Here is a 19071-nt window from a genome sequence, read left to right on the forward strand (position 1 = left end):
CCGGAAAGCAGCACCGAAGGGATAGCCGACGTTAGCCGCGCCTAGCCTGCCGGCACGAGATCTTCTCTCGTCGGAAGGTGGTGAATCCACGTGTCATTTCTTCCTCGCAAAGAACATGCTAACTCACCACATCAGTTGTGGGCGCGAGCGCATGCGCCGATGGGAGGAATTTTTCATGCTGTTCGGCGGCTTCGACATCGTCGTGATCGTGCTGGTCATTTTTGTCATCCTGGTGCTTTTTGCCGGGATCAAGACCGTGCCGCAGGGCTATCGCTATACCATCGAGCGCTTCGGCCGATACACCCGCACGCTGGAGCCGGGCCTCAACCTCATCACCCCTTTCATCGAGCGTGTCGGCGCCCGCATGAATGTCATGGAGCAGGTGCTTGATGTACCGACCCAGGAGGTGATCACCAAGGACAATGCTTCGGTTTCCGCCGATGCCGTCGCCTTTTATCAGGTGCTTAACGCCGCCCAGGCCGCCTACCAGGTCTCTCATCTCGAAAATGCCATCCTCAATCTCACCATGACCAACATCCGCTCGGTCATGGGTTCCATGGACCTCGACGAACTGCTTTCCAACCGCGACGCGATCAACGACCGGCTGCTGCGCGTCGTCGACGAGGCTGTTCAGCCCTGGGGTATCAAGGTCACGCGCGTTGAAATCAAGGATATTCAGCCGCCGCGCGACCTCGTAGACGCGATGGCCCGCCAGATGAAGGCGGAGCGTGAGAAGCGCGCCCAGGTCCTGGAAGCCGAAGGCGCGCGCAACGCGCAGATCCTCAGGGCCGAGGGTGCCAAGCAATCCGCCATTTTGCAGGCAGAGGGCCAGCGCGAAGCTGCTTTCCGCAACGCCGAAGCCCGCGAGCGGTTGGCCGAGGCCGAAGCCAAGGCGACGAAGATGGTCTCTGAAGCAATCGCCGCCGGCGATGTTCAGGCGATCAACTATTTCGTCGCCCAGAAATACACCGAAGCGCTCGCCTCCGTCGGCTCGGCGCCTAATTCCAAGATCGTGCTGATGCCGATGGAAGCCTCGTCCATCTTGGGCTCGCTCGGCGGCATCGGTGCCATCGCCCGCGAAGTCTTCGGTGACGGCGGCAATCCGCCACCGACCGCGCCGCGTCCGCGTCCCGCGCCGATCCGCTCGACGCCGCCGATCAATCCCCCGGCCCCCAATTCCTCCAATCCGGATCAGGAGCGATAAGCCATGATGGCAAAGATCATCGCGGAACTCGGTCCATGGAACTGGTGGGTCGCCGGTCTCGTGCTGCTGGCCGCCGAAATGGTCGTGCCAGGTTTCTTCTTGGTCTGGATCGGCCTAGCGGCCTTGATCGTCGGCGCATTGTCCCTGCTCTTCTGGGACAGCGCCTTCTGGGTCTGGGAACTCCAGGCGATCCTTTTTGCACTTCTGGCCGTCGCCACGACCTTTGCCGGCCGCCGGCTGACTCTGCGCAACGCCGAGACCGACGAGCCCTTCCTCAATCAACGCGGTGCAAGTCTTATCGGACGCACCGCGACGCTGCAGGAGCCGATCCGCGAGGGCCGCGGCCGCATCCGGCTCGATGATACGCTGTGGCAGGTGATGGGACCCGATCTTCCTGTGGGAACGCGGGTGAAGGTGGTCTCGAGCAATGGCCGCGACCTCAGAGTCGAGCCAGTCTGACCGGAAGGCGCCGATCAGGCGACGCCGATCCGCAGCAGGTCATGGAAGTGCACCAGCCCAATCGGCCGGCTATCCTCATCGATGACGATCAGGGCGCCGATGTGGTGCTGGTTGAGCAACGCCAGCGCCGCCGTCGCCAGCATCGTCGGTCTCACTGTCTTCGGTGTCTTCGTCATGATGTCGTCGACGGCTAGTTCGGCAAGATTGCGGCTCAGGTTCCGAGCCATGTCGCCTTCGGTGACGATGCCGCAGAGCCGCCCATCCTCGTCGAGCACACCGACGCAGCCGAAATGCTTGCGCGACAGCACCGTGATCGCCTCGGGCATCGGCGTGCCCTTGGCAACGAGCGGCAGCTTCTCGCCGGTATGCATGATATCGGCGACATGCATCAGGCTCGCACCGAGCATGCCACCGGGATGGAAAACGTGGAAGTCGGTGGCGGTAAAGCCCCGCGCTTCCAGGAGTGCGACGGCCAAGGCGTCGCCAAGTGCTAGCTGCATCAGCGTAGAGGTCGTCGGCGCCAGCCCATTGGGGCAGGCTTCCTGTTCGTTCGGCACCAAAAGCACGATGTCGGCGGCCGACGCAAGCGACGAAGCTCCGCTGCAGGTGATCGCGATCAGGGGGATCGAAAAGCGTCGTGTGAAGGAAATGATGCTCTTGAGCTCGGCGCTTTCGCCGCCTTTGGAAATCGCCAAGACGACGTCATCGCGTGCGATCATGCCGAGATCGCCATGATTGGCTTCGGCCGCATGCACGAAAAAGGCGGGCGTGCCGGTCGAGGCGAATGTCGCCGCAAGCTTGGCGCCAATATGGCCGCTCTTGCCGACGCCGGTGACGATGACACGCCCGGAGATATCGCCGATGACCTCGACGGCCCGGGCGAAAGGACCGGCCAGTCCATCATCAAAGGCCCGTTCGAGCGCTTCAAGACCGCGTTTTTCGGTCTCTATCGTGCGTTTTGCCGATTCGAGCACACTGTTTTCAACGAGTTTGATCGCTCTTCTGTTCATGAAGATGCGTTAGACCTTTTCACTTTCCAAGTCCACCCCGCACCATTTCCGAAGTGTGAACAGCGTTCGCCGGCGGCAACGAATGGTTAACCACAAGGCTTTACCTTTGGGTAAGAACCGAAAGCATGTCAGGCACGAATTGCATGGGCCAGCCAAAACAGACGAGCAGTGTGACGCCGCTCCGCGCCATGAGCCGTGTCGTCTGCTCTGCTGTGTTCGGCAGCCTGCTTTTCGCCCAGACGGCGGCTTTCGCGCAGTCCGCCTCACTGCAGCTGTCGAGTACGCCCGGTAGCCGCTCCGCCACCCAGGACAATGGCAACACAAGCAACGGTTTCGATGACGAAAGCGACGGTTCCACCGTCCCCGCGGCAACTGGAACGGCTGGAAATGCGGACGATGCCCAGCAGAGGCCCGCCATACCGGATGCGCAATCAGGCGACGACATCACCGGCTCCATCCTGGACGAGGACATGCGCCGGCTGAACACCCGCAAGGCACGGGTGGACGAGACGCTGCCGGGCCGCAGGACTGCGGAAAGCGCCTCGACGGCAGAAACGCCGGGTATTCCGATCGGCACCTTCGTGCTCCGGCCGAGCGTGACCCAAAGCATCAACACCGAGACCACGAAGGACGGCAATACCAGTCAACGGCGCGCCTTCCTCGAAACGGATGCGGCCGCGACGCTCACTTCCGACTGGCGCCGCCACCAGCTGACCGTCACCTCTGAAGGCGCCTGGCAAAGGAACATCAGCGGTGAAGGCGAGGAGCAGCCGTCCTTCAAGGTCAACGGCGATCTCCGGCTGGACCTTCCACAGGATACGGTCGCGCACCTCACGGCCGGCTACAATTTCTACCGCGAGGATACGGACGATCCCGACGCCATCGCCGATGCCACACAGCAGTCCGATGTGCAGGAGTTTTCGGCCGGCGCCTCCATCCAACGCGATTTCGGCATCCTGCGCGGCACGACGGCGCTGGCGCTGACGCGCTCCGTCTATTCGGATGCCACGCTCGCCAACGGCACCACCGTGACCTTGAGCGATCGCAACCAGACGACCGGCACGCTGCGCGGCCGAGTCGGCTACGAACTCTCTCCCGCGCTCATTCCTTTCATCGAGGGCACGATCGGCCGCACGGTCTATGACGAGACACGCGATTCCGCCGGTTACGAACGCTCAGGTCATAGCTACGGCGTCAAGGCGGGCGTCGAGGTCGACCTCGGCGAAAAGCTGAAGGGCGAGATCGGCATAGGCTACGCGAGGGCGGACTTTGAAGACAGCCGCCTCGATTCGATCGATACGGCTACCCTCGATGCGAGCCTGCTCTGGTCGCCGATCCGCGGCACCGATGTCAATCTCGACCTGCAGACGAGCATCCAGCCCTCGACCACGGCAGGGGAAAGCGGCTACGTCTCGCACGCGCTGACGACGACGGTCACCCACCAGTTGCGCGACAATCTCGTCGGCACGATGATCGGCGGCCTGATTTGGCGCGATTATCCCACCGACAGCACCATCAACGACGAACTCGTCCATACCGCGGCGACCGGCCTGATCTGGAACATCAACCGCTATCTCGATCTGACGAGCACGCTTGGCTACGAACTGACGACGCGCAAGGACGGCGAGGACTCGCAGCAATGGCGCGCCGGTGTCGGCCTCAAGCTGAAAAGATAACGCCGCGCATCCGAAGGGAAGCGCGGCGTCGATCACTGATAGGCCTGACGGAACCTTAGTTCAGCCCTGCGACCAATTCCTTGAAACCGCCTTCGACCGACGGACGGATGTCAGCACGTTCGAGGGCATAAGCGACGTTCGCCAGGATGAAGCCGTCCTTGGCTCCGCAGTCGTAGGTCGTGCCGCGGAAGTGGTAACCGGCGAAATCCTGCTCCTTCAGCAGCTTCAGCATGCCGTCGGTGAGCTGGATCTCGTTGCCGGCGCCGCGTTCCTGAGTTTCGAGGATCTTGAAGATCTCTGGCTGCAGGATGTAGCGGCCGTTGATGAAGAAATTCGAGGGCGCCGTTCCCTTGGCTGGCTTTTCCACCATGCCGGTGATGCGAAAGCCTTCGCCGATCGCTTCGCCGACGCCGACGATGCCGTATTTATGAGCCTGATCGGGGGCGCATTCCTCGACGGCGATGATGTTGCCGCCGCTCTGGCCGTAAAGGTCGATCATGCCCTTCATGCAGCCCTTGTCGCCCTTCATGATCATATCGGGCAGCAGCAGCGCGAAAGGTTCGTCGCCGACGATTTCGCGGGCGCACCACACGGCATGGCCGAGGCCGAGCGGCTCCTGCTGACGGGTGAAGCTCACCGTCCCGGCCTTCGGCAGTTGCTCGGCAAGAAGGGTGATTTCCGCCTCCTTGGCGCGCTGGCGCAGTGTCTGTTCCAGCTCGAAATGAATGTCGAAATAGTCTTCGATGATGTGCTTGTTGCGTCCGGTAACGAAGACCAGATGCTCGATTCCGGCTTCGAGCGCCTCATCGACCACATATTGGATGATAGGCTTGTCGACAACGGTCAACATTTCCTTCGGAACAGCCTTCGTCGCCGGTAGGAATCGCGTTCCCAACCCCGCCACCGGGAAAACTGCCTTACGAACTTTATTGTGATGCGCCACACAGGCCTCCTGCTTTGACTAAATCGCCTTTTAAATAAAGCCGTTCACGACTGACTAGTATAGAATTGCTACTGTTTTGCAATGGTGACCGCCGCGAGCCGCCATGGTAAAGAATTTGTTGACTCCGTTCCTGTAGTCTCGGGTCTGGGCGGACATGATGCCCCTGATGCACCGAAAACTGAAGATGACGGATACGACTGTCGATGATCCAGAATCACAAAAACTCCCTTCGTGGTCTTGCTCTCGCCCTCATTGTCGCCGCCCAGGTAGGCCTGGTCCCCGACAGCGCGAAAGCCGATACCCGGTTCCAGAAATGGATCGCGGATTTTTACCAAACTGCCGCTGAGAGTGGCATCAGTAAGGCAACTTATCAAAAGGCCTTTTCCGGCGTGAGCGAACCTGACCCGACCGTGCTTGAAAAAGCGGCCTATCAGCCGGAATTCACCTCGAAGATCTGGGACTACGTCGATTCGCGCGTCAATCCCTACACAGTCAAGATCGGCCGCGAGATGGCCGTCAAGCATGCGCGCACGCTCAGTGCCATCGAGCAGCGCTTCGGCGTCGAAAAGTCCATTCTCCTGGCGATCTGGTCGATGGAATCGAATTACGGCGCAATCCTCGACAAGAACGACCGGCTGCACTACGTGCCGCGCGCGCTGGCAACGCTTGCCTATGCCGATCCGAGCCGCGCCAAATTCGCCAAGAAACAGCTGGTTGCCGCGCTGAAGATCCTGCAGAACGGCGACGTGCCGGCACGTGAGATGACCGGCTCATGGGCAGGCGCCATGGGCCACACCCAGTTTATCCCGACGAGCTATCTGCTCTATGCTGTCGATGCCGACGGCAACGGCCATCGCGACATCTGGAACTCGGTGCCGGATGCGCTTGCGACTTCGGCCAACTTGCTGATGAAAAATGGCTGGGACACCGGCAAGACCTGGGGTTATGAGGTCGTCGTTCCCGCGCCAGCCGCCAAGCAGGCTGGAAAAACTCACACGTTGGCCCAATGGGCGGAGCTCGGCCTGAAACGCGCCAATGGCAAGCCCTTCCGCGACGGCGGCACCAAGGCCGTGCTGAAAATGCCGGCCGGCGCCGGCGGCCCCGGCTTCCTGATGACCGCAAACTTCTTCACCATCAAGAACTACAATGCGTCGGACAGCTATGCGCTTGCCATCGGCCTGCTGGCCGACCAGATCGCCGGCTATGGCGGCATGCAGCAGCGCTGGCCGCGTCCCGACGGCGCGCTCGACATCACCGAGAAATTCGAGCTGCAAACCCGTCTCAAGACGCTCGGCTATTATAATGGCGAGGTCGACGGCAATTTCGGCTCGGGTTCCAAAGCGGCGATATCGGCCGTGCAGGAGCGCATCGGCATGCAGCCGGACGGCGAGCCCTCGCTGCCGCTTCTGAACGCACTGCGCCGCTAGAAGCGGCCTAGCGGTGACCTACATAAGCGGGGGTAGAAGCTGGCTTGCCCTCAGTGCAAGATGCCGGCAGATGCGGAACTGCCCATGACGAAGAAAACTGACCGGACCACTGAAATCCGCTGGCTCATGCTCGCCTTGATGGCCGCTTCGCTCTGTCTCGGCGCTGTTGCGCCGGTGACCGTCGCGCAAGCCCAGGAGCAGCGCTATCAGCGGCGGTCGATCTTGGATTTCTTCCTCGGCCGGCGCTACCTCGACGATAGCCCGCAGGCTCCTGATGTGCCGCAGCCGAGACGCCAGCAGCGTAAGCGCCCGCCGCCAGCCCAGAAAGCGGTGGTCAATCCCCGCACCACGCCGCCGGTCCGCGCTCCGGTACAGGAAGAAGAGCCTGTCGTGCAGAAGCTTCCCGACGCCCGCAAGATCCTGATTGTCGGCGATTTTCTTGCCAGCGGCCTCGGCGACGGCCTGACCGCCGCCTTCGAGACTTCGCCCGGCGTCATCGTCGAAGCCCGCGGCAATGTTTCCTCGGGTCTTGTCCGCGACGATTACTACAACTGGCCGGAACAGTTGCTGAAGATGATTGACGAGCTGAAGCCGGCAATGGTCGTCGTCATGATCGGCGCCAACGACCGCCAGCAGATGGTGACCGATACCGCCAAGGAGAAGTTCCGCACCGACGGCTGGTTTACCGAATATCGCCGGCGCGTTCTTTCCTTCGGCAAGGAAGTCACCAGCCGCAAGATCCCCCTTCTCTGGGTCGGCCTTCCCGCCTTCGAATCCGATCAGATGACAGCCGATGCCGTTCAGATGAACCAGCTTTATCGTAACCAGGTCGAGAGCATCGGCGGCGAATTCGTCGATATCTGGGATGGTTTTGTCGACGAAAACGGCAATTTCATCGTCACCGGCTCCGACGTGAACGGCCAGCAGGTGCGCCTGCGCACCTCCGACGGCATCAATCTCACCCAGGCCGGCCGGCGCAAGCTTGCCTTTTATGTGGAGAAGCCGGCCCGCCGTATTCTCGGCGCCCAGGCAAGCCCTGATCTGGTGCGCCTGGATGAAAGCAACTTGCCTGGCCTCGGCCTTCCCACCAATCCGGTCGAACACACCGTGCCTATCAGCCTCTCCGATCCCAATCTCGACGGCGGCACCGAGCTTCTCGGGGCACAGCCGCCGCCGATGACGCTGACGAAGTCGCCGCGCGATCTCCTGGTCGAGCAGGGAGAGATGAGGCCGGCTCCTGTCGGGCGCGTCGACGACTACCGCATGCCGGCGACCAAGACGCCAGCCGAAGTCTCGGTGAAATGAGAAGGTCGGCGCGAGGTGGTGTTCCCGGGCTGCCACAAACCACAGCAAAATCCGCGACGTCATCCTCGGCCTTGTGTCGAGGATCTGCGCCGGTCCATTAAGATAAATACTTTTCCGTCAAGCAATCGCTGTGGTTAGATGCTCGGCACAGGGCCGAGCATGACGGAGGAGACTTTGTCAACAAACTGAGGAGGTCTCGCGAGGTGCCTTCCTTTCGTTTGCGCCGCCTGCGGCCGCACGACGAAAGAGCGCGCTGTCGGACATAAAAAGCTCCGCCGGAAGGGCGGAGTTCGTCTCATTGTGGGCCTATGTGAGGTGCGATCAGTTCGGCAGGACGGTCGAGCCCATCAAGGCCTCGTCGATGGCGCGTGCCGCCTGGCGGCCTTCGCGGATCGCCCAGACCACCAGCGACTGGCCGCGGCGCACGTCGCCCGCCGTCCAGAACTTGTCGATCGACGTCTTGTAGTCGCGATCATTGGCCACGACATTGGTTGAGCCACGCTTATCGGTATTGAGTGTCAGCTTGCCTTCGAGTTCCTTCAGCACGCTTGTGGTGAACGGGCCGCGGAAACCGATGGCGATGAAGGCGAGATCGGCACGAATGACGAATTCCGTGCCGGCAACCGGCCGCCGGCGCTCGTCGACCTCGCAGCATTTGACGCCCGTCAGCACGCCGTCTTCGCCGATGAATTCGAGCGTTGCGACCTGGAATTCACGCACGGCGCCCTCGGCCTGCGAGGAGGAGGTGCGCATCTTCGTCGCCCAGAAGGGCCAGACGGCGAGCTTGTCTTCCTTTTCCGGCGGCTGCGGCCGGATGTCGAGCTGGGTGACCTTGACGGCTCCCTGGCGGAAGGCGGTGCCAACGCAGTCCGAAGCCGTGTCGCCGCCGCCGACGACGACGACATGTTTGGCGCCGGCAAGGATCGGATCCGACGGCCAGCCGACGCTGTCGATATTCTCACGCCCGACGCGGCGGTTCTGCTGCACGAGATAGGGCATCGCATCATGCACGCCTGCCAGATCCGTGCCCGGAATGCCCGCTTCGCGCGGCGTCTCGGAGCCGCCGCAGTAGAGAACGGCGTCGTGATCGGCGAGCAGCTGCTCGACCTTGACGTCGACGCCGACATTGACGCCGCAATGGAAGGTGACGCCCTCGCCCTTCATCTGCTCGACGCGGCGGTCGATGAAGTTCTTCTCCATCTTGAAATCGGGAATGCCGTAGCGCAATAGGCCGCCCGGCTTGGTCTCGCGCTCATAGACATGCACCTCGTGGCCGGCGCGGCCAAGCTGCTGGGCCGCCGCCATGCCGGCCGGGCCGGATCCGATGACGGCGACCTTCTTGCCGGTATGGACCGTCGCCGGCTGCGGCCGGATAAAACCGAGTTCATAGGCCTTGTCGGCGATCGCCTGCTCGACCGTCTTGATGGCGACCGGCGCATCCTCGAGATTCAAAGTGCAGGCTTCCTCGCAGGGAGCGGGGCAGACACGGCCGGTGAATTCAGGGAAGTTGTTGGTCGAATGCAGGTTCTGAATCGCCGCTTCCCAGTTATTATTGTAGACGAGGTCGTTCCAATCCGGAATCTGGTTGTGAATCGGGCAGCCGGTGGGGCCGTGACAATAGGGGATGCCACAGTCCATGCAGCGGGCGGCCTGTTTCTGCACTTCCGGGTCCGACATCGGGATCGTGAACTCGCGGAAATGACGGATACGATCCGACGCCGGCTGGTACTTCGCCACCTGCCGGTCGATTTCCAGAAATCCTGTTACCTTACCCATTTCTTCGTCCCTTACCCTCATGACCGCCTCACCCGCGGCCAGTTGTCTGTCGTCAGTCCCGGTATCCCGGGCGGATTGCTTCCCTTGACCGTCATTGGAACAGATCTCCTGAAGGACATCGCGCGATCCGGACGGCTTTTCGCCATCCTCAGCAGCATCACGAGTCATCGAGATGTTTCCGGCATCCGCCATCTGCGACCGGCAGGTGGCGGATGCCCCGGTTCAAATCATTCCGCGGCGATGCCCATCCGGCTGCGCTCCATTTCCTCGAGCGCACGCCGGTATTCCACAGGCATGACCTTACGGAACTTCGGACGATAATCGGCCCAATTGTCCAGGATCTGCTTGGCACGGGTCGACCCCGTATAGTGCAGATGGTTGGAAATCAGCTGGTAGAGGCGCTCCTCGTCATGGCGCGTCATGTCACCCGAGACATCGACGCGTCCCTTGTGCATGAGATCGCCGCCGTGATGATGCAGCTTCTCCAGCATGTCGTCCTCTTCCGGCACCGGCTCGAGCTCGACCATCGCCATGTTGCAGCGGCTGGCGAAATCGCCGGCTTCATCGAGCACATAGGCGACACCGCCCGACATGCCGGCTGCGAAGTTGCGGCCGGTAGCACCAAGCACGACGACGACGCCGCCGGTCATATATTCGCAGCCATGATCGCCGACCCCCTCGACGATGGCGATCGCACCCGAATTGCGCACGGCGAACCGTTCACCCGCCACACCGCGGAAGTAGCATTCGCCCTCGGTGGCGCCGTAAAGCACGGTGTTGCCGACGATGATCGAGTGCTCGGCCACGATCCGCGAATCCTCTGGCGGCCGGATGATGATCTTGCCGCCCGAAAGACCCTTGCCGACATAGTCGTTGCCGTCGCCGATCAGGTTGAAGGTGACACCGCGCGCCAGGAAAGCACCGAAGCTCTGCCCCGCCGTGCCGCGAAGCGTTACATTGATCGTGTCTTCCTTCAGCCCGCGGTGGCGGAAGCGCTTGGCGACTTCGCCGGACAGCATCGCGCCCGCCGAACGGTCGACGTTCTTGATGCCAACCTCGAAAGCGACAGGCGTCTTGTCGGTCAGCGCCGGCTGTGCCTGCTCGATCAGCGCGCGATCGAGAATATCGTCGATCGGGTGCTGTTGCCGGCTCGTCCAGAAAGTCTCCTGCTTGGGAGCGTCGACCTTGTGGAAGATCCGGCTGAAATCGAGGCCCCTGGCCTTCCAATGCGCCAGCATCTCGTCCTTCTCAAGCAGTTCCGAGGCGCCGATGATGTCGTCGAGCCGGGTAAACCCGAGCGAGGCGAGGATCTCGCGCACTTCGTTGGCGACGAAGAAGAAGTAGTTGATGACGTGCTCCGGCGTACCCTTGAAGCGCTTGCGCAGCACCGGATCCTGGGTCGCCACGCCGACCGGACAGGTGTTGAGATGGCACTTGCGCATCATGATGCAGCCGGCGGCGATCAGCGGCGCGGTGGCGAAGCCGAACTCGTCGGCGCCAAGCAGCGCCCCGATGATGACGTCGCGACCGGTCTTCAGGCCACCGTCGACCTGCAGCGCGACGCGCGAACGCAGGCCGTTCAGCACCAACGTCTGCTGGGTCTCGGCAAGGCCGATCTCCCAGGGGCTGCCGGCATGCTTGAGCGAGGTCAGCGGCGAGGCACCCGTGCCGCCGTCGAAGCCGGCGACCGTGATATGATCGGCGCGCGCCTTGGCGACACCGGCGGCCACCGTGCCGACGCCGACTTCGGAGACGAGCTTGACCGAAACGTCGGAGGTCGGGTTGACGTTCTTCAGATCGTAGATCAGCTGCGCCAGATCCTCGATCGAATAGATGTCGTGGTGCGGCGGCGGCGAGATGAGGCCGACACCCGGCGTCGAGTGGCGGGTCTTGGCGACGGTCGCGTCGACCTTGTGACCGGGCAGCTGGCCGCCTTCGCCGGGCTTTGCACCCTGCGCCACCTTGATCTGCAGCACGTCGGCATTGACCAGATATTCTGTGGTGACGCCGAAGCGGCCCGAGGCGATCTGCTTGATCGCCGAACGTTCCGGATTGGTCGAGCCATCCGGCAACGGCATGTAGCGATCGGATTCCTCACCGCCCTCACCGGTGTTCGACTTGCCGCCGATCCGGTTCATGGCGACCGCCAGTGTCGTATGCGCCTCGCGCGAGATCGAGCCGAAGGACATCGCCCCCGTCGAGAACCGCTTGACGATATCGGCCGCCGGCTCGACTTCGTCGATCGAGACCGGGTTGCGGCCGAGCGCTTCGGCGCTCTTGATGTTGAACAGCCCGCGGATCGTGTTCATGCGCAGCGCCGAATTGTTCACCATCTCGGCGAATTCGCGATAGCGGTCTTCGGCATTGCCGCGCACGGCATGCTGGAGGGCCGCAACCGCATCCGGCGTCCAGGCATGGCTTTCGCCGCGCATGCGGTAGGCATATTCGCCGCCGATATCGAGCGTCGTCGCCAAGAGCGGATCCTTGCCGAAGGCTGCCGTATGACGGGCGACGGTCTCTTCGGCGATCGCCTCGAGGCCGATGCCTTCGATCATCGTCGCGGTTCCGAAGAAATACTTGTCGACCAGTTCCGACGACAGGCCGATCGCATCGAAGATCTGGGCACCGCAATAGGACTGATAGGTCGAAATACCCATCTTCGACATGACCTTTAGGATGCCTTTGCCGACCGCCTTAATGTAACGGTAGACGATTTCGGAGGCATCCACCTCCTTCGGGAATTCGCCCTTGGCATGCATGTCGAGCAGCGTGTCGAAGGCGAGATATGGGTTGATCGCCTCGGCGCCGTAGCCGGCGAGCAGGCAGAAATGATGCACTTCGCGCGGCTCGCCGGTCTCGACGACGAGACCGACCGAGGTGCGAAGCCCCTTGCGGATCAGGTGATGGTGCACGGCAGCCGTTGCCAGCAGCGCCGGAATGGCGATTCTGTCAGGCCCGATCTGGCGGTCGGAGAGCACGATGATGTTGTAACCGCCCTTGACCGCCGCTTCGGCGCGCTCGCAGAGCCGGTCGAGCATTTCGGGCATGCCGGCTGCACCGCGCTCGATATCATAGGTGAAATCCAGCGTCTTGGTGTCGAAGCGGTCTTCCGTATGACCGATCGAACGGATCTTCTCGAGGTCGCCGTTGGTCAGGATCGGCTGGCGCACTTCGAGTCGCTTGGCGTTCGCCATGCCTTCGTGATCGAGAATGTTCGGGCGCGGGCCGATGAAGGAGACGAGGCTCATGACAAGCTCTTCGCGGATCGGATCGATCGGCGGGTTCGTTACCTGCGCGAAGTTCTGCTTGAAATAGGTATAGAGCAGCTTCGGCTTTTCCGACATCGCCGAGATCGGCGTATCGGTACCCATGGAACCGATCGCCTCCTGCCCCGTCGTCGCCATCGGCGACATCAGGATCTTGGTATCCTCGGTTGTGTAGCCAAAGGCCTGCTGGCGGTCGAGCAGCGACACGTCGCGGCGCAGCGCCCGCGGCTCCACCGGCTTCAGGTCTTCAAGGATGAGCTGGGTGCGGTCGAGCCAGCTGCGATAGGGATGCGCCGTTGCAAGCTTCGACTTCACCTCGTCGTCGGAGATGATACGGCCTTCTTCCATATCGATCAGCAGCATCTTGCCCGGCTGCAGGCGCCATTTCTGGATGATCTTCTCTTCCGGAACCGGCAGCACGCCGGCCTCGGACGCCATGATGACGCGGTCGTCGTCGGTCACGAGATAACGCGCCGGCCTGAGGCCGTTGCGGTCGAGTGTGGCGCCGATCTGCTTGCCATCGGTGAAGGCGACGGCCGCCGGTCCGTCCCACGGTTCCATCAGGGCCGCGTGATACTCATAGAAGGCCTTGCGTTCAGCCGCCATCGACTGGTTGCCGGCCCAGGCTTCCGGGATCAGCATCATCACCGCATGCGCCAGCGAATAACCGCCGCGCACCAGGAATTCGAGCGCGTTGTCGAAGCAGGCCGTGTCCGACTGCCCCTCGTAGGAGATCGGCCAGAGTTTGGAGATATCCTCACCGAACAGCGGCGAGGACACCGAGGCCTGGCGGGCGGCCATCCAGTTGACGTTGCCGCGCAGCGTGTTGATCTCGCCGTTATGGGCAACCATGCGATAGGGGTGCGCGAGCTTCCAGGAAGGGAAGGTGTTGGTCGAAAAGCGCTGATGCACGAGCGCTACCGCGCTTTCGAAACGCGGGTCCGACAGGTCCTTATAATAGGCGCCGACCTGATAGGCCAGGAACATGCCCTTGTAGACCACCGTCGCCGAGGACAGCGATACCGGGTAGAAATTGCTCTCTTCGCCGTCGAACTCGTCATAGATGCGGTTGGAGATCACCTTGCGCAGCGTGAACAGGCGGCGCTCGAACTCGTCGTTGTTTTCGGCATCCTCGCCGGCACCGATGAAAACCTGCACGTGATGAGGCTCGGTCGCGGCAATTGCCGGCGCTTTGGAAAGCGAGGAATTATCGACCGGCACGTCGCGAAAGCCGATAAGGACCTGGCCTTCCTCTTCGACGACGTCCTTGATCACCTTCTTGAAGTGCTCGATCTGCTTTTCATCGCGCGGCATGAAGATATGGCCGACACCATATTCCCCGACCGGCGGCAGAGTGATCCCTTGCACGGCCATCTCCTCACGGAAGAAGCGGTCAGGAATCTGCACCAGGATGCCGGCGCCGTCACCCATCAGCGGATCAGCGCCGACGGCGCCGCGATGTGTCAGGTTCTCGAGGATGAACAAGCCGTCCTTGACGATCTGGTGCGACTTTTCGCCCTTCATATGCGCGACGAAGCCGACACCGCAGGCATCGTGCTCGTTGCGGGGATCGTAGAGGCCCTGTTTCTTCGGCAGGCCGGAGGCGGATTTGGACGTATTGGCCGTCCCGCGCACCTTATCAGCGGCAAATCGGTCAAATTCCATGGATGGCGTCTTCGTCATCGTCTTTCCTCCTGTCGAAGCCCGCGGGGCCGCGGGCGGCTTTTCGTCCGAGCCGCACCCGAAGATAGGTTCGGCGCATGACAGCGCTGTTGCATTGTGAAGATCGGCCGCAGACATCTGCTCAAAGGAAAGCAAACCGTCGCGTTCCGCGCCTGCCATTCGCCTCCGCGCGCCAGCCAAAGGCTAGACGCTCGGAAGAACTATAGCGTGAAAGCCCGTCGCTGCCAGGGTTTTCGGCGCCTCTTCGGCCGTTAAGGCCAAAATAGGACAGCAACACTGTCCTAATCCATCCGTTCTATGCCAGAAACGATCTCGCTCCGCAAGAGCGCGCCGCGAAAAAACGCGATTTGACGACGGAAGATTGCCACATAAACCCCAATGGCGAAATTAAATTACGCATGAGTGCATTATTCTTTTTATTGATTGCGTAGTTCAATTTCTGTGATGCGTCACGGGGTGATAGCCTTGATCCGGTGAAGCTTTGGCTTACTGTCCGCTGCGAACCTCTCCACCCGCTCCACTCCGCACGGTTTCCGCCATGTTCTTTGCTTCCGATAACTGGGCCGGCGCCCACAGATCCATTGCCGAGCGCCTGCTCTCGGAATCGGCCGGCTTTGCCCCAGCCTACGGCGCCGGTGATCTCGATCGAAAGGTCGAGGCCCGCTTTTCCGAGATCTTCGAACGTGACGTTTCCGTTTTCTTCGTCGCCACCGGCACCGCCGCCAACTCGCTGTCGCTCGCGAGCGTCCAGCGCCCCGGCGGGATCACCTTCTGCCATTCGGAAGCCCACGTCATCGAAGATGAATGCGGGGCGCCGGAATTCTTCTCGGGCTCCGCCCGTCTCGTCGCTGTCGATGGCGAAGCCGGCAAGATCGATCCGGCCAGGCTCTCGGCGAAGATTGCTCATTATCCTGAAGACGCGCTGCGTCATGGCCGCGCCAGCGCGGTGACGATAACCCAGGCAACCGAGATTGGCACCGTCTATTCCCTGCCGGAGATCGGCGAGATCGCCGCCATATCAAAAAAGCGCAACCTGCCGTTCCACATGGATGGCGCCCGCTTTGCCAATGCGCTGATCGCGCTAGACGCTACCCCCGCCGAGATGACGTGGAAGCGCGGCGTCGACATGCTGTCCTTCGGCGGCACCAAGAACGGCTGCTGGTGCGCGGAGGCAATCGTCTTCTTCAATCCCGATCAGGCAAGGGAAATGCCCTTCATCCGCAAGCGCGCCGCCCAACTCTTTTCCAAATCGCGCTTCATCGCCGCCCAGTTCGATGCCTATTTCGAAAACAACCTCTGGCTCGATCTCGCCCGCCATTCGAACGGCATGGCCGACCGCCTGCGCGCCGGTATCGGCGCCAGCAACGCCGCCCGCCTCGCCTGGCCAACCGCGTCCAACGAGGTCTTCGCAGTCGTCAGCAAAAGCGCTGCAAAAACGGCGGAAGGCAGGGGCGCCAAATTCTATGAATGGCCGATCCCGGCCGCCACAGCGGAACTCGTTTCTGAAAATGAGGCTTTGATCCGCCTCGTCACCAGCTTCGCGACGACGGAAGCGGATGTCGATGGTTTCCTGAAGTGCCTCGCCGCGTGACGGCCGCCTGAAAGGGCCTGCCTTTTCAGCGGGCCTTTCGCTGGGCCACAGCTCACGCCGCCCTCAACCTTCTCACCTTTTGCAGAATATCCTCCGAAAGGGCGGCGACCAGCGCCCGATCTGCGCCCTTGCGCGGCACCAGCACGAATTCCACATCCTCCAGGACCGGCAGCTTTCCCGCGGCGATTTCCTTCAGCCCTGACGGAGCCATGCTACGTGGTTGCACCAGCACGCCCATTCCGGCCCGCGCCGCCGCCGTCAGGCCGCTAAGGCTGCCGCAGGTGCAGACGATCCGCCACGCCACGCCGTTTCGCCCGAGCGCTTCCAGCGCGATCGCCCGCGTAACGCTCGGTGGCGGAAAGGCGATCAGCGGCAGCAGGCCGGAGGCGAGCACATGCTCGGGATCGCGCGCCAGCCAGACGAGCGGCTCCCGATAGACGAGCGTTCCCCGCGCGTCGCCGAGCCGGCGCTTGGCTAGCACCAGGTCGATCTCACCATTGTCCTGCATCTCGTAGAGGACGCCGGAAAGCGCCACCGTCAGTTCGAGGTCGACCGACGGATGCGACCGAACGAAATCCTCGAGCACCGCCGGCAGCTGACTGGTGACGAAATCTTCCGACACCCCAAGCCGCAGCCTGCCGCGCAGGCTGTTGCTCTTGAACAGCGACTGTACCTGCCCCTCGATCGAAAGCATGGCGCGTGCATGCGACAGCAGCGCCTCTCCATCGCCGGTCAGCATCACCTTGTGCGTGTCGCGCGCAAGCAACTTGCGCCCGAGAGCCGCCTCCAGCCGCTGGATGTGCTGGCTGACTGTGGATTGGCCGAGACCCAGCCTTTCCGCGGCGAGCGTAAAGCTGCCCATCTGTTCAACGGCGACGAAACTGCGCAATTGCGAAAGGTCCAGCATAATCCAGATTTCCGATAACTGTTATTTCTTGCATCCTGGATCATAATGGACGACAGAACCATGACTGTTTTTTGTCGCGAGACCGTCATGCGCCGCTTTCTGCCCGATACGTTCACCATCCTGCTCGTCTGCACGGTCATTCTCGCCTCGCTGTTTCCGGCGAGCGGCACATTCTCGGCTTATTTCGGCATCGCCACCGATCTCGCCATTGCGGCGCTGTTTTTCCTGCACGGCGCCCGCCTCTCACGCGATGTGGTCATTGCTGGCCTCTTGCACTGGCGCCTGCATCTCGTCATCCTGCTGACGACCTTCGGCGTCTTCCCGCTGCTCGGCCTCGGGCTCGGCTACATCCCCAATACGATCCTGCCGCAGCCGCTTTATCTCGGTATTCTCTTCCTCTGCGTACTGCCGTCGACGGTGCAGTCCTCGATCGCCTTCACCTCGATGGCGGGCGGCAACGTGCCCGCCGCCATCTGCTCGGCCTCCGCGTCCAATATTTTCGGCATGTTCCTGACGCCGCTGCTCGTCGGCCTGCTGTTTTCCGTCGGCGGCCATGGCAGCTTCTCCTTCGACGCGCTCCAGCAGATCCTGCTGCAGCTGCTTGCCCCCTTCGTAGTCGGCCAGATCCTGCAGCCCTGGATTGGCGACTGGATCCGCGCCAGGAAGAAGATCCTGATGCCCGTCGACCGCGGCTCGATCCTGATGGTGGTCTATCTCGCTTTCTCGAACGCGGTCGTAGAAGGCCTGTGGCACACCTTCTCGATCGCCGACATCGCGGTCGTCATCATCGCCGACATCATGCTTCTGGTATTTGTCCTTGTTTTGACGATGTTCGGCAGCCGCTGGCTGGGCTTCAACAAGGGCGATGAGATCACCATCACCTTCTGCGGATCGAAGAAGAGTCTGGCAAGTGGCGTGCCGATGGCGAACGTCATCTTCGCCGGCCAGTCGATCGGCGCAATCGTGCTTCCGCTGATGCTCTTCCATCAGATCCAGCTGATGGCTTGTGCCATCATCGCCCAGAAATACGCCGCCGCTGCGGCCCGCCGCGCGACGGAACAGCAGATGAAGGATGCCGCCAGCCCGGCGTGAGCAAATGAAAAACGGCGCCCCGGTGGAGCGCCGTCCGTTTCCTCGAAAGGGAACAATGATTAACCGTTGATGACCTGCGCCTCGATGGCCTTCGGAGCATCGACCGGCTCTGCGGCAATCGCGATCTTGCGGGGCTTCATGGTCTCGGGAATGTTGCGCAGAAGAACGATGTGAAGCAGGCCGTTCTTCAGCGAAGCGGCTGATACCTCGACATGGTCGGCAAGCTGGAAGCGGCGCTCGAAAGCGCGCTTGGCAATGCCGCGATAGAGGAATTCGCCGCCTTCTGCAGTATCCTCGTTCTTTTCACCCTTCACGGACAGCACATTGGCATGGGCTTCGATCGACAGTTCCGTTTCGTCGAAACCGGCTACTGCCATGGTGATGCGATAGGTGTTTTCACCAGTGCGCTCGATATTGTAGGGCGGATAGGTCTGCGCCTGCTCCGGCTGAGCGAGGCTGTCGAGCATGGTGAAAAGCCGGTCGAAACCGACCGTCGAACGATAAAGGGGAGAGAAGTCTACGTGACGCATAATGTCCTCCTGCGGAAGCGACGTGTTGCGATAAATGCCCCTGAAACCCCATCTTTGGCGGCCTCGGGACGGTTGCGCGGGCCCTTTTTCGGCACCCGCAGCAAGGAGATGGGGACGGGATTCGGCGAGTTCAAGACCTTTTTGAAATCGCCTTGAACTGTCCGTGAACCTCGCGTGAACGGCCGGTTCGGAGCACGTTCAG

General features: G+C 61.9%; 13 protein-coding genes. 7 read left to right on the forward strand and 6 right to left on the reverse strand.

Annotation, left to right across the window (positions count from 1 at the left end; all coding sequences use genetic code 11):
- The first annotated feature begins 175 nt into the window (after window positions 1-175).
- Window positions 176-1204, forward strand: a complete 1029-nt coding sequence (locus J0663_RS05680; RefSeq protein ID WP_207243493.1) for an SPFH domain-containing protein — start codon at window positions 176-178, stop codon at window positions 1202-1204.
- Between the two features lie 3 nt (window positions 1205-1207).
- The gene (locus tag J0663_RS05685; protein ID WP_207243494.1) at window positions 1208-1663 is read left to right on the forward strand and encodes an NfeD family protein; all 456 of its coding nucleotides are present in this window, start codon (window positions 1208-1210) and stop codon (window positions 1661-1663) included.
- Window positions 1664-1677: 14 nt separating this feature from the next.
- Here J0663_RS05685 and J0663_RS05690 read toward each other — a convergent pair whose 3' ends face one another.
- Window positions 1678-2673, reverse strand: a complete 996-nt coding sequence (locus J0663_RS05690; protein ID WP_207243495.1) for a KpsF/GutQ family sugar-phosphate isomerase — start codon at window positions 2671-2673, stop codon at window positions 1678-1680.
- A gap of 143 nt (window positions 2674-2816) precedes the next feature.
- On the opposite strand from J0663_RS05690, the gene J0663_RS05695 reads away from it, so the two are divergent.
- Window positions 2817-4349, forward strand: coding sequence for an outer membrane beta-barrel protein (locus J0663_RS05695; protein WP_207244444.1), 1533 nt, complete (start codon window positions 2817-2819; stop codon window positions 4347-4349).
- Window positions 4350-4404: 55 nt separating this feature from the next.
- Here the strand turns inward: J0663_RS05695 and galU are convergent, their stop codons facing one another.
- Window positions 4405-5292 (reverse strand): UTP--glucose-1-phosphate uridylyltransferase GalU, encoded by an 888-nt coding sequence (gene galU / locus J0663_RS05700; RefSeq protein WP_207243496.1) that lies wholly within the window; start codon window positions 5290-5292, stop codon window positions 4405-4407.
- A gap of 203 nt (window positions 5293-5495) precedes the next feature.
- Here galU and J0663_RS05705 point away from each other — a divergent pair, with 203 nt between their 5' ends.
- Complete coding sequence (locus tag J0663_RS05705) at window positions 5496-6719, forward strand: lytic murein transglycosylase (protein ID WP_207243497.1); 1224 nt, start codon at window positions 5496-5498, stop codon at window positions 6717-6719.
- A gap of 60 nt (window positions 6720-6779) precedes the next feature.
- Window positions 6780-8024 (forward strand): SGNH/GDSL hydrolase family protein, encoded by a 1245-nt coding sequence (locus tag J0663_RS05710; protein WP_207243498.1) that lies wholly within the window; start codon window positions 6780-6782, stop codon window positions 8022-8024.
- Between the two features lie 321 nt (window positions 8025-8345).
- Here J0663_RS05710 and J0663_RS05715 read toward each other — a convergent pair whose 3' ends face one another.
- Entirely contained in the window at window positions 8346-9800 is a 1455-nt protein-coding gene (locus J0663_RS05715) for a glutamate synthase subunit beta (RefSeq protein ID WP_207244445.1), read from the reverse strand.
- Window positions 9801-10027: 227 nt separating this feature from the next.
- Window positions 10028-14749, reverse strand: a complete 4722-nt coding sequence (gene gltB / locus J0663_RS05720; protein ID WP_207243499.1) for a glutamate synthase large subunit — start codon at window positions 14747-14749, stop codon at window positions 10028-10030.
- Window positions 14750-15287: 538 nt separating this feature from the next.
- On the opposite strand from gltB, the gene J0663_RS05725 reads away from it, so the two are divergent.
- On the forward strand, window positions 15288-16340 hold the full coding sequence (locus tag J0663_RS05725) for a threonine aldolase family protein (RefSeq protein ID WP_207243500.1): 1053 nt from the start codon (window positions 15288-15290) through the stop codon (window positions 16338-16340).
- Between the two features lie 52 nt (window positions 16341-16392).
- Here J0663_RS05725 and J0663_RS05730 read toward each other — a convergent pair whose 3' ends face one another.
- Entirely contained in the window at window positions 16393-17247 is an 855-nt protein-coding gene (locus tag J0663_RS05730; protein ID WP_207243501.1) for a LysR family transcriptional regulator, read from the reverse strand.
- 45 nt (window positions 17248-17292) lie between these two features.
- Here J0663_RS05730 and J0663_RS05735 point away from each other — a divergent pair, with 45 nt between their 5' ends.
- On the forward strand, window positions 17293-18339 hold the full coding sequence (locus J0663_RS05735; protein ID WP_207243502.1) for a bile acid:sodium symporter family protein: 1047 nt from the start codon (window positions 17293-17295) through the stop codon (window positions 18337-18339).
- 59 nt (window positions 18340-18398) lie between these two features.
- Here the strand turns inward: J0663_RS05735 and J0663_RS05740 are convergent, their stop codons facing one another.
- On the reverse strand, window positions 18399-18869 hold the full coding sequence (locus tag J0663_RS05740; RefSeq protein ID WP_207243503.1) for an Hsp20 family protein: 471 nt from the start codon (window positions 18867-18869) through the stop codon (window positions 18399-18401).
- Between the last annotated feature and the right edge of the window lie 202 nt (window positions 18870-19071).

Source organism: Rhizobium lentis, from assembly GCF_017352135.1.
Taxonomy (GTDB): domain Bacteria; phylum Pseudomonadota; class Alphaproteobacteria; order Rhizobiales; family Rhizobiaceae; genus Rhizobium; species Rhizobium lentis.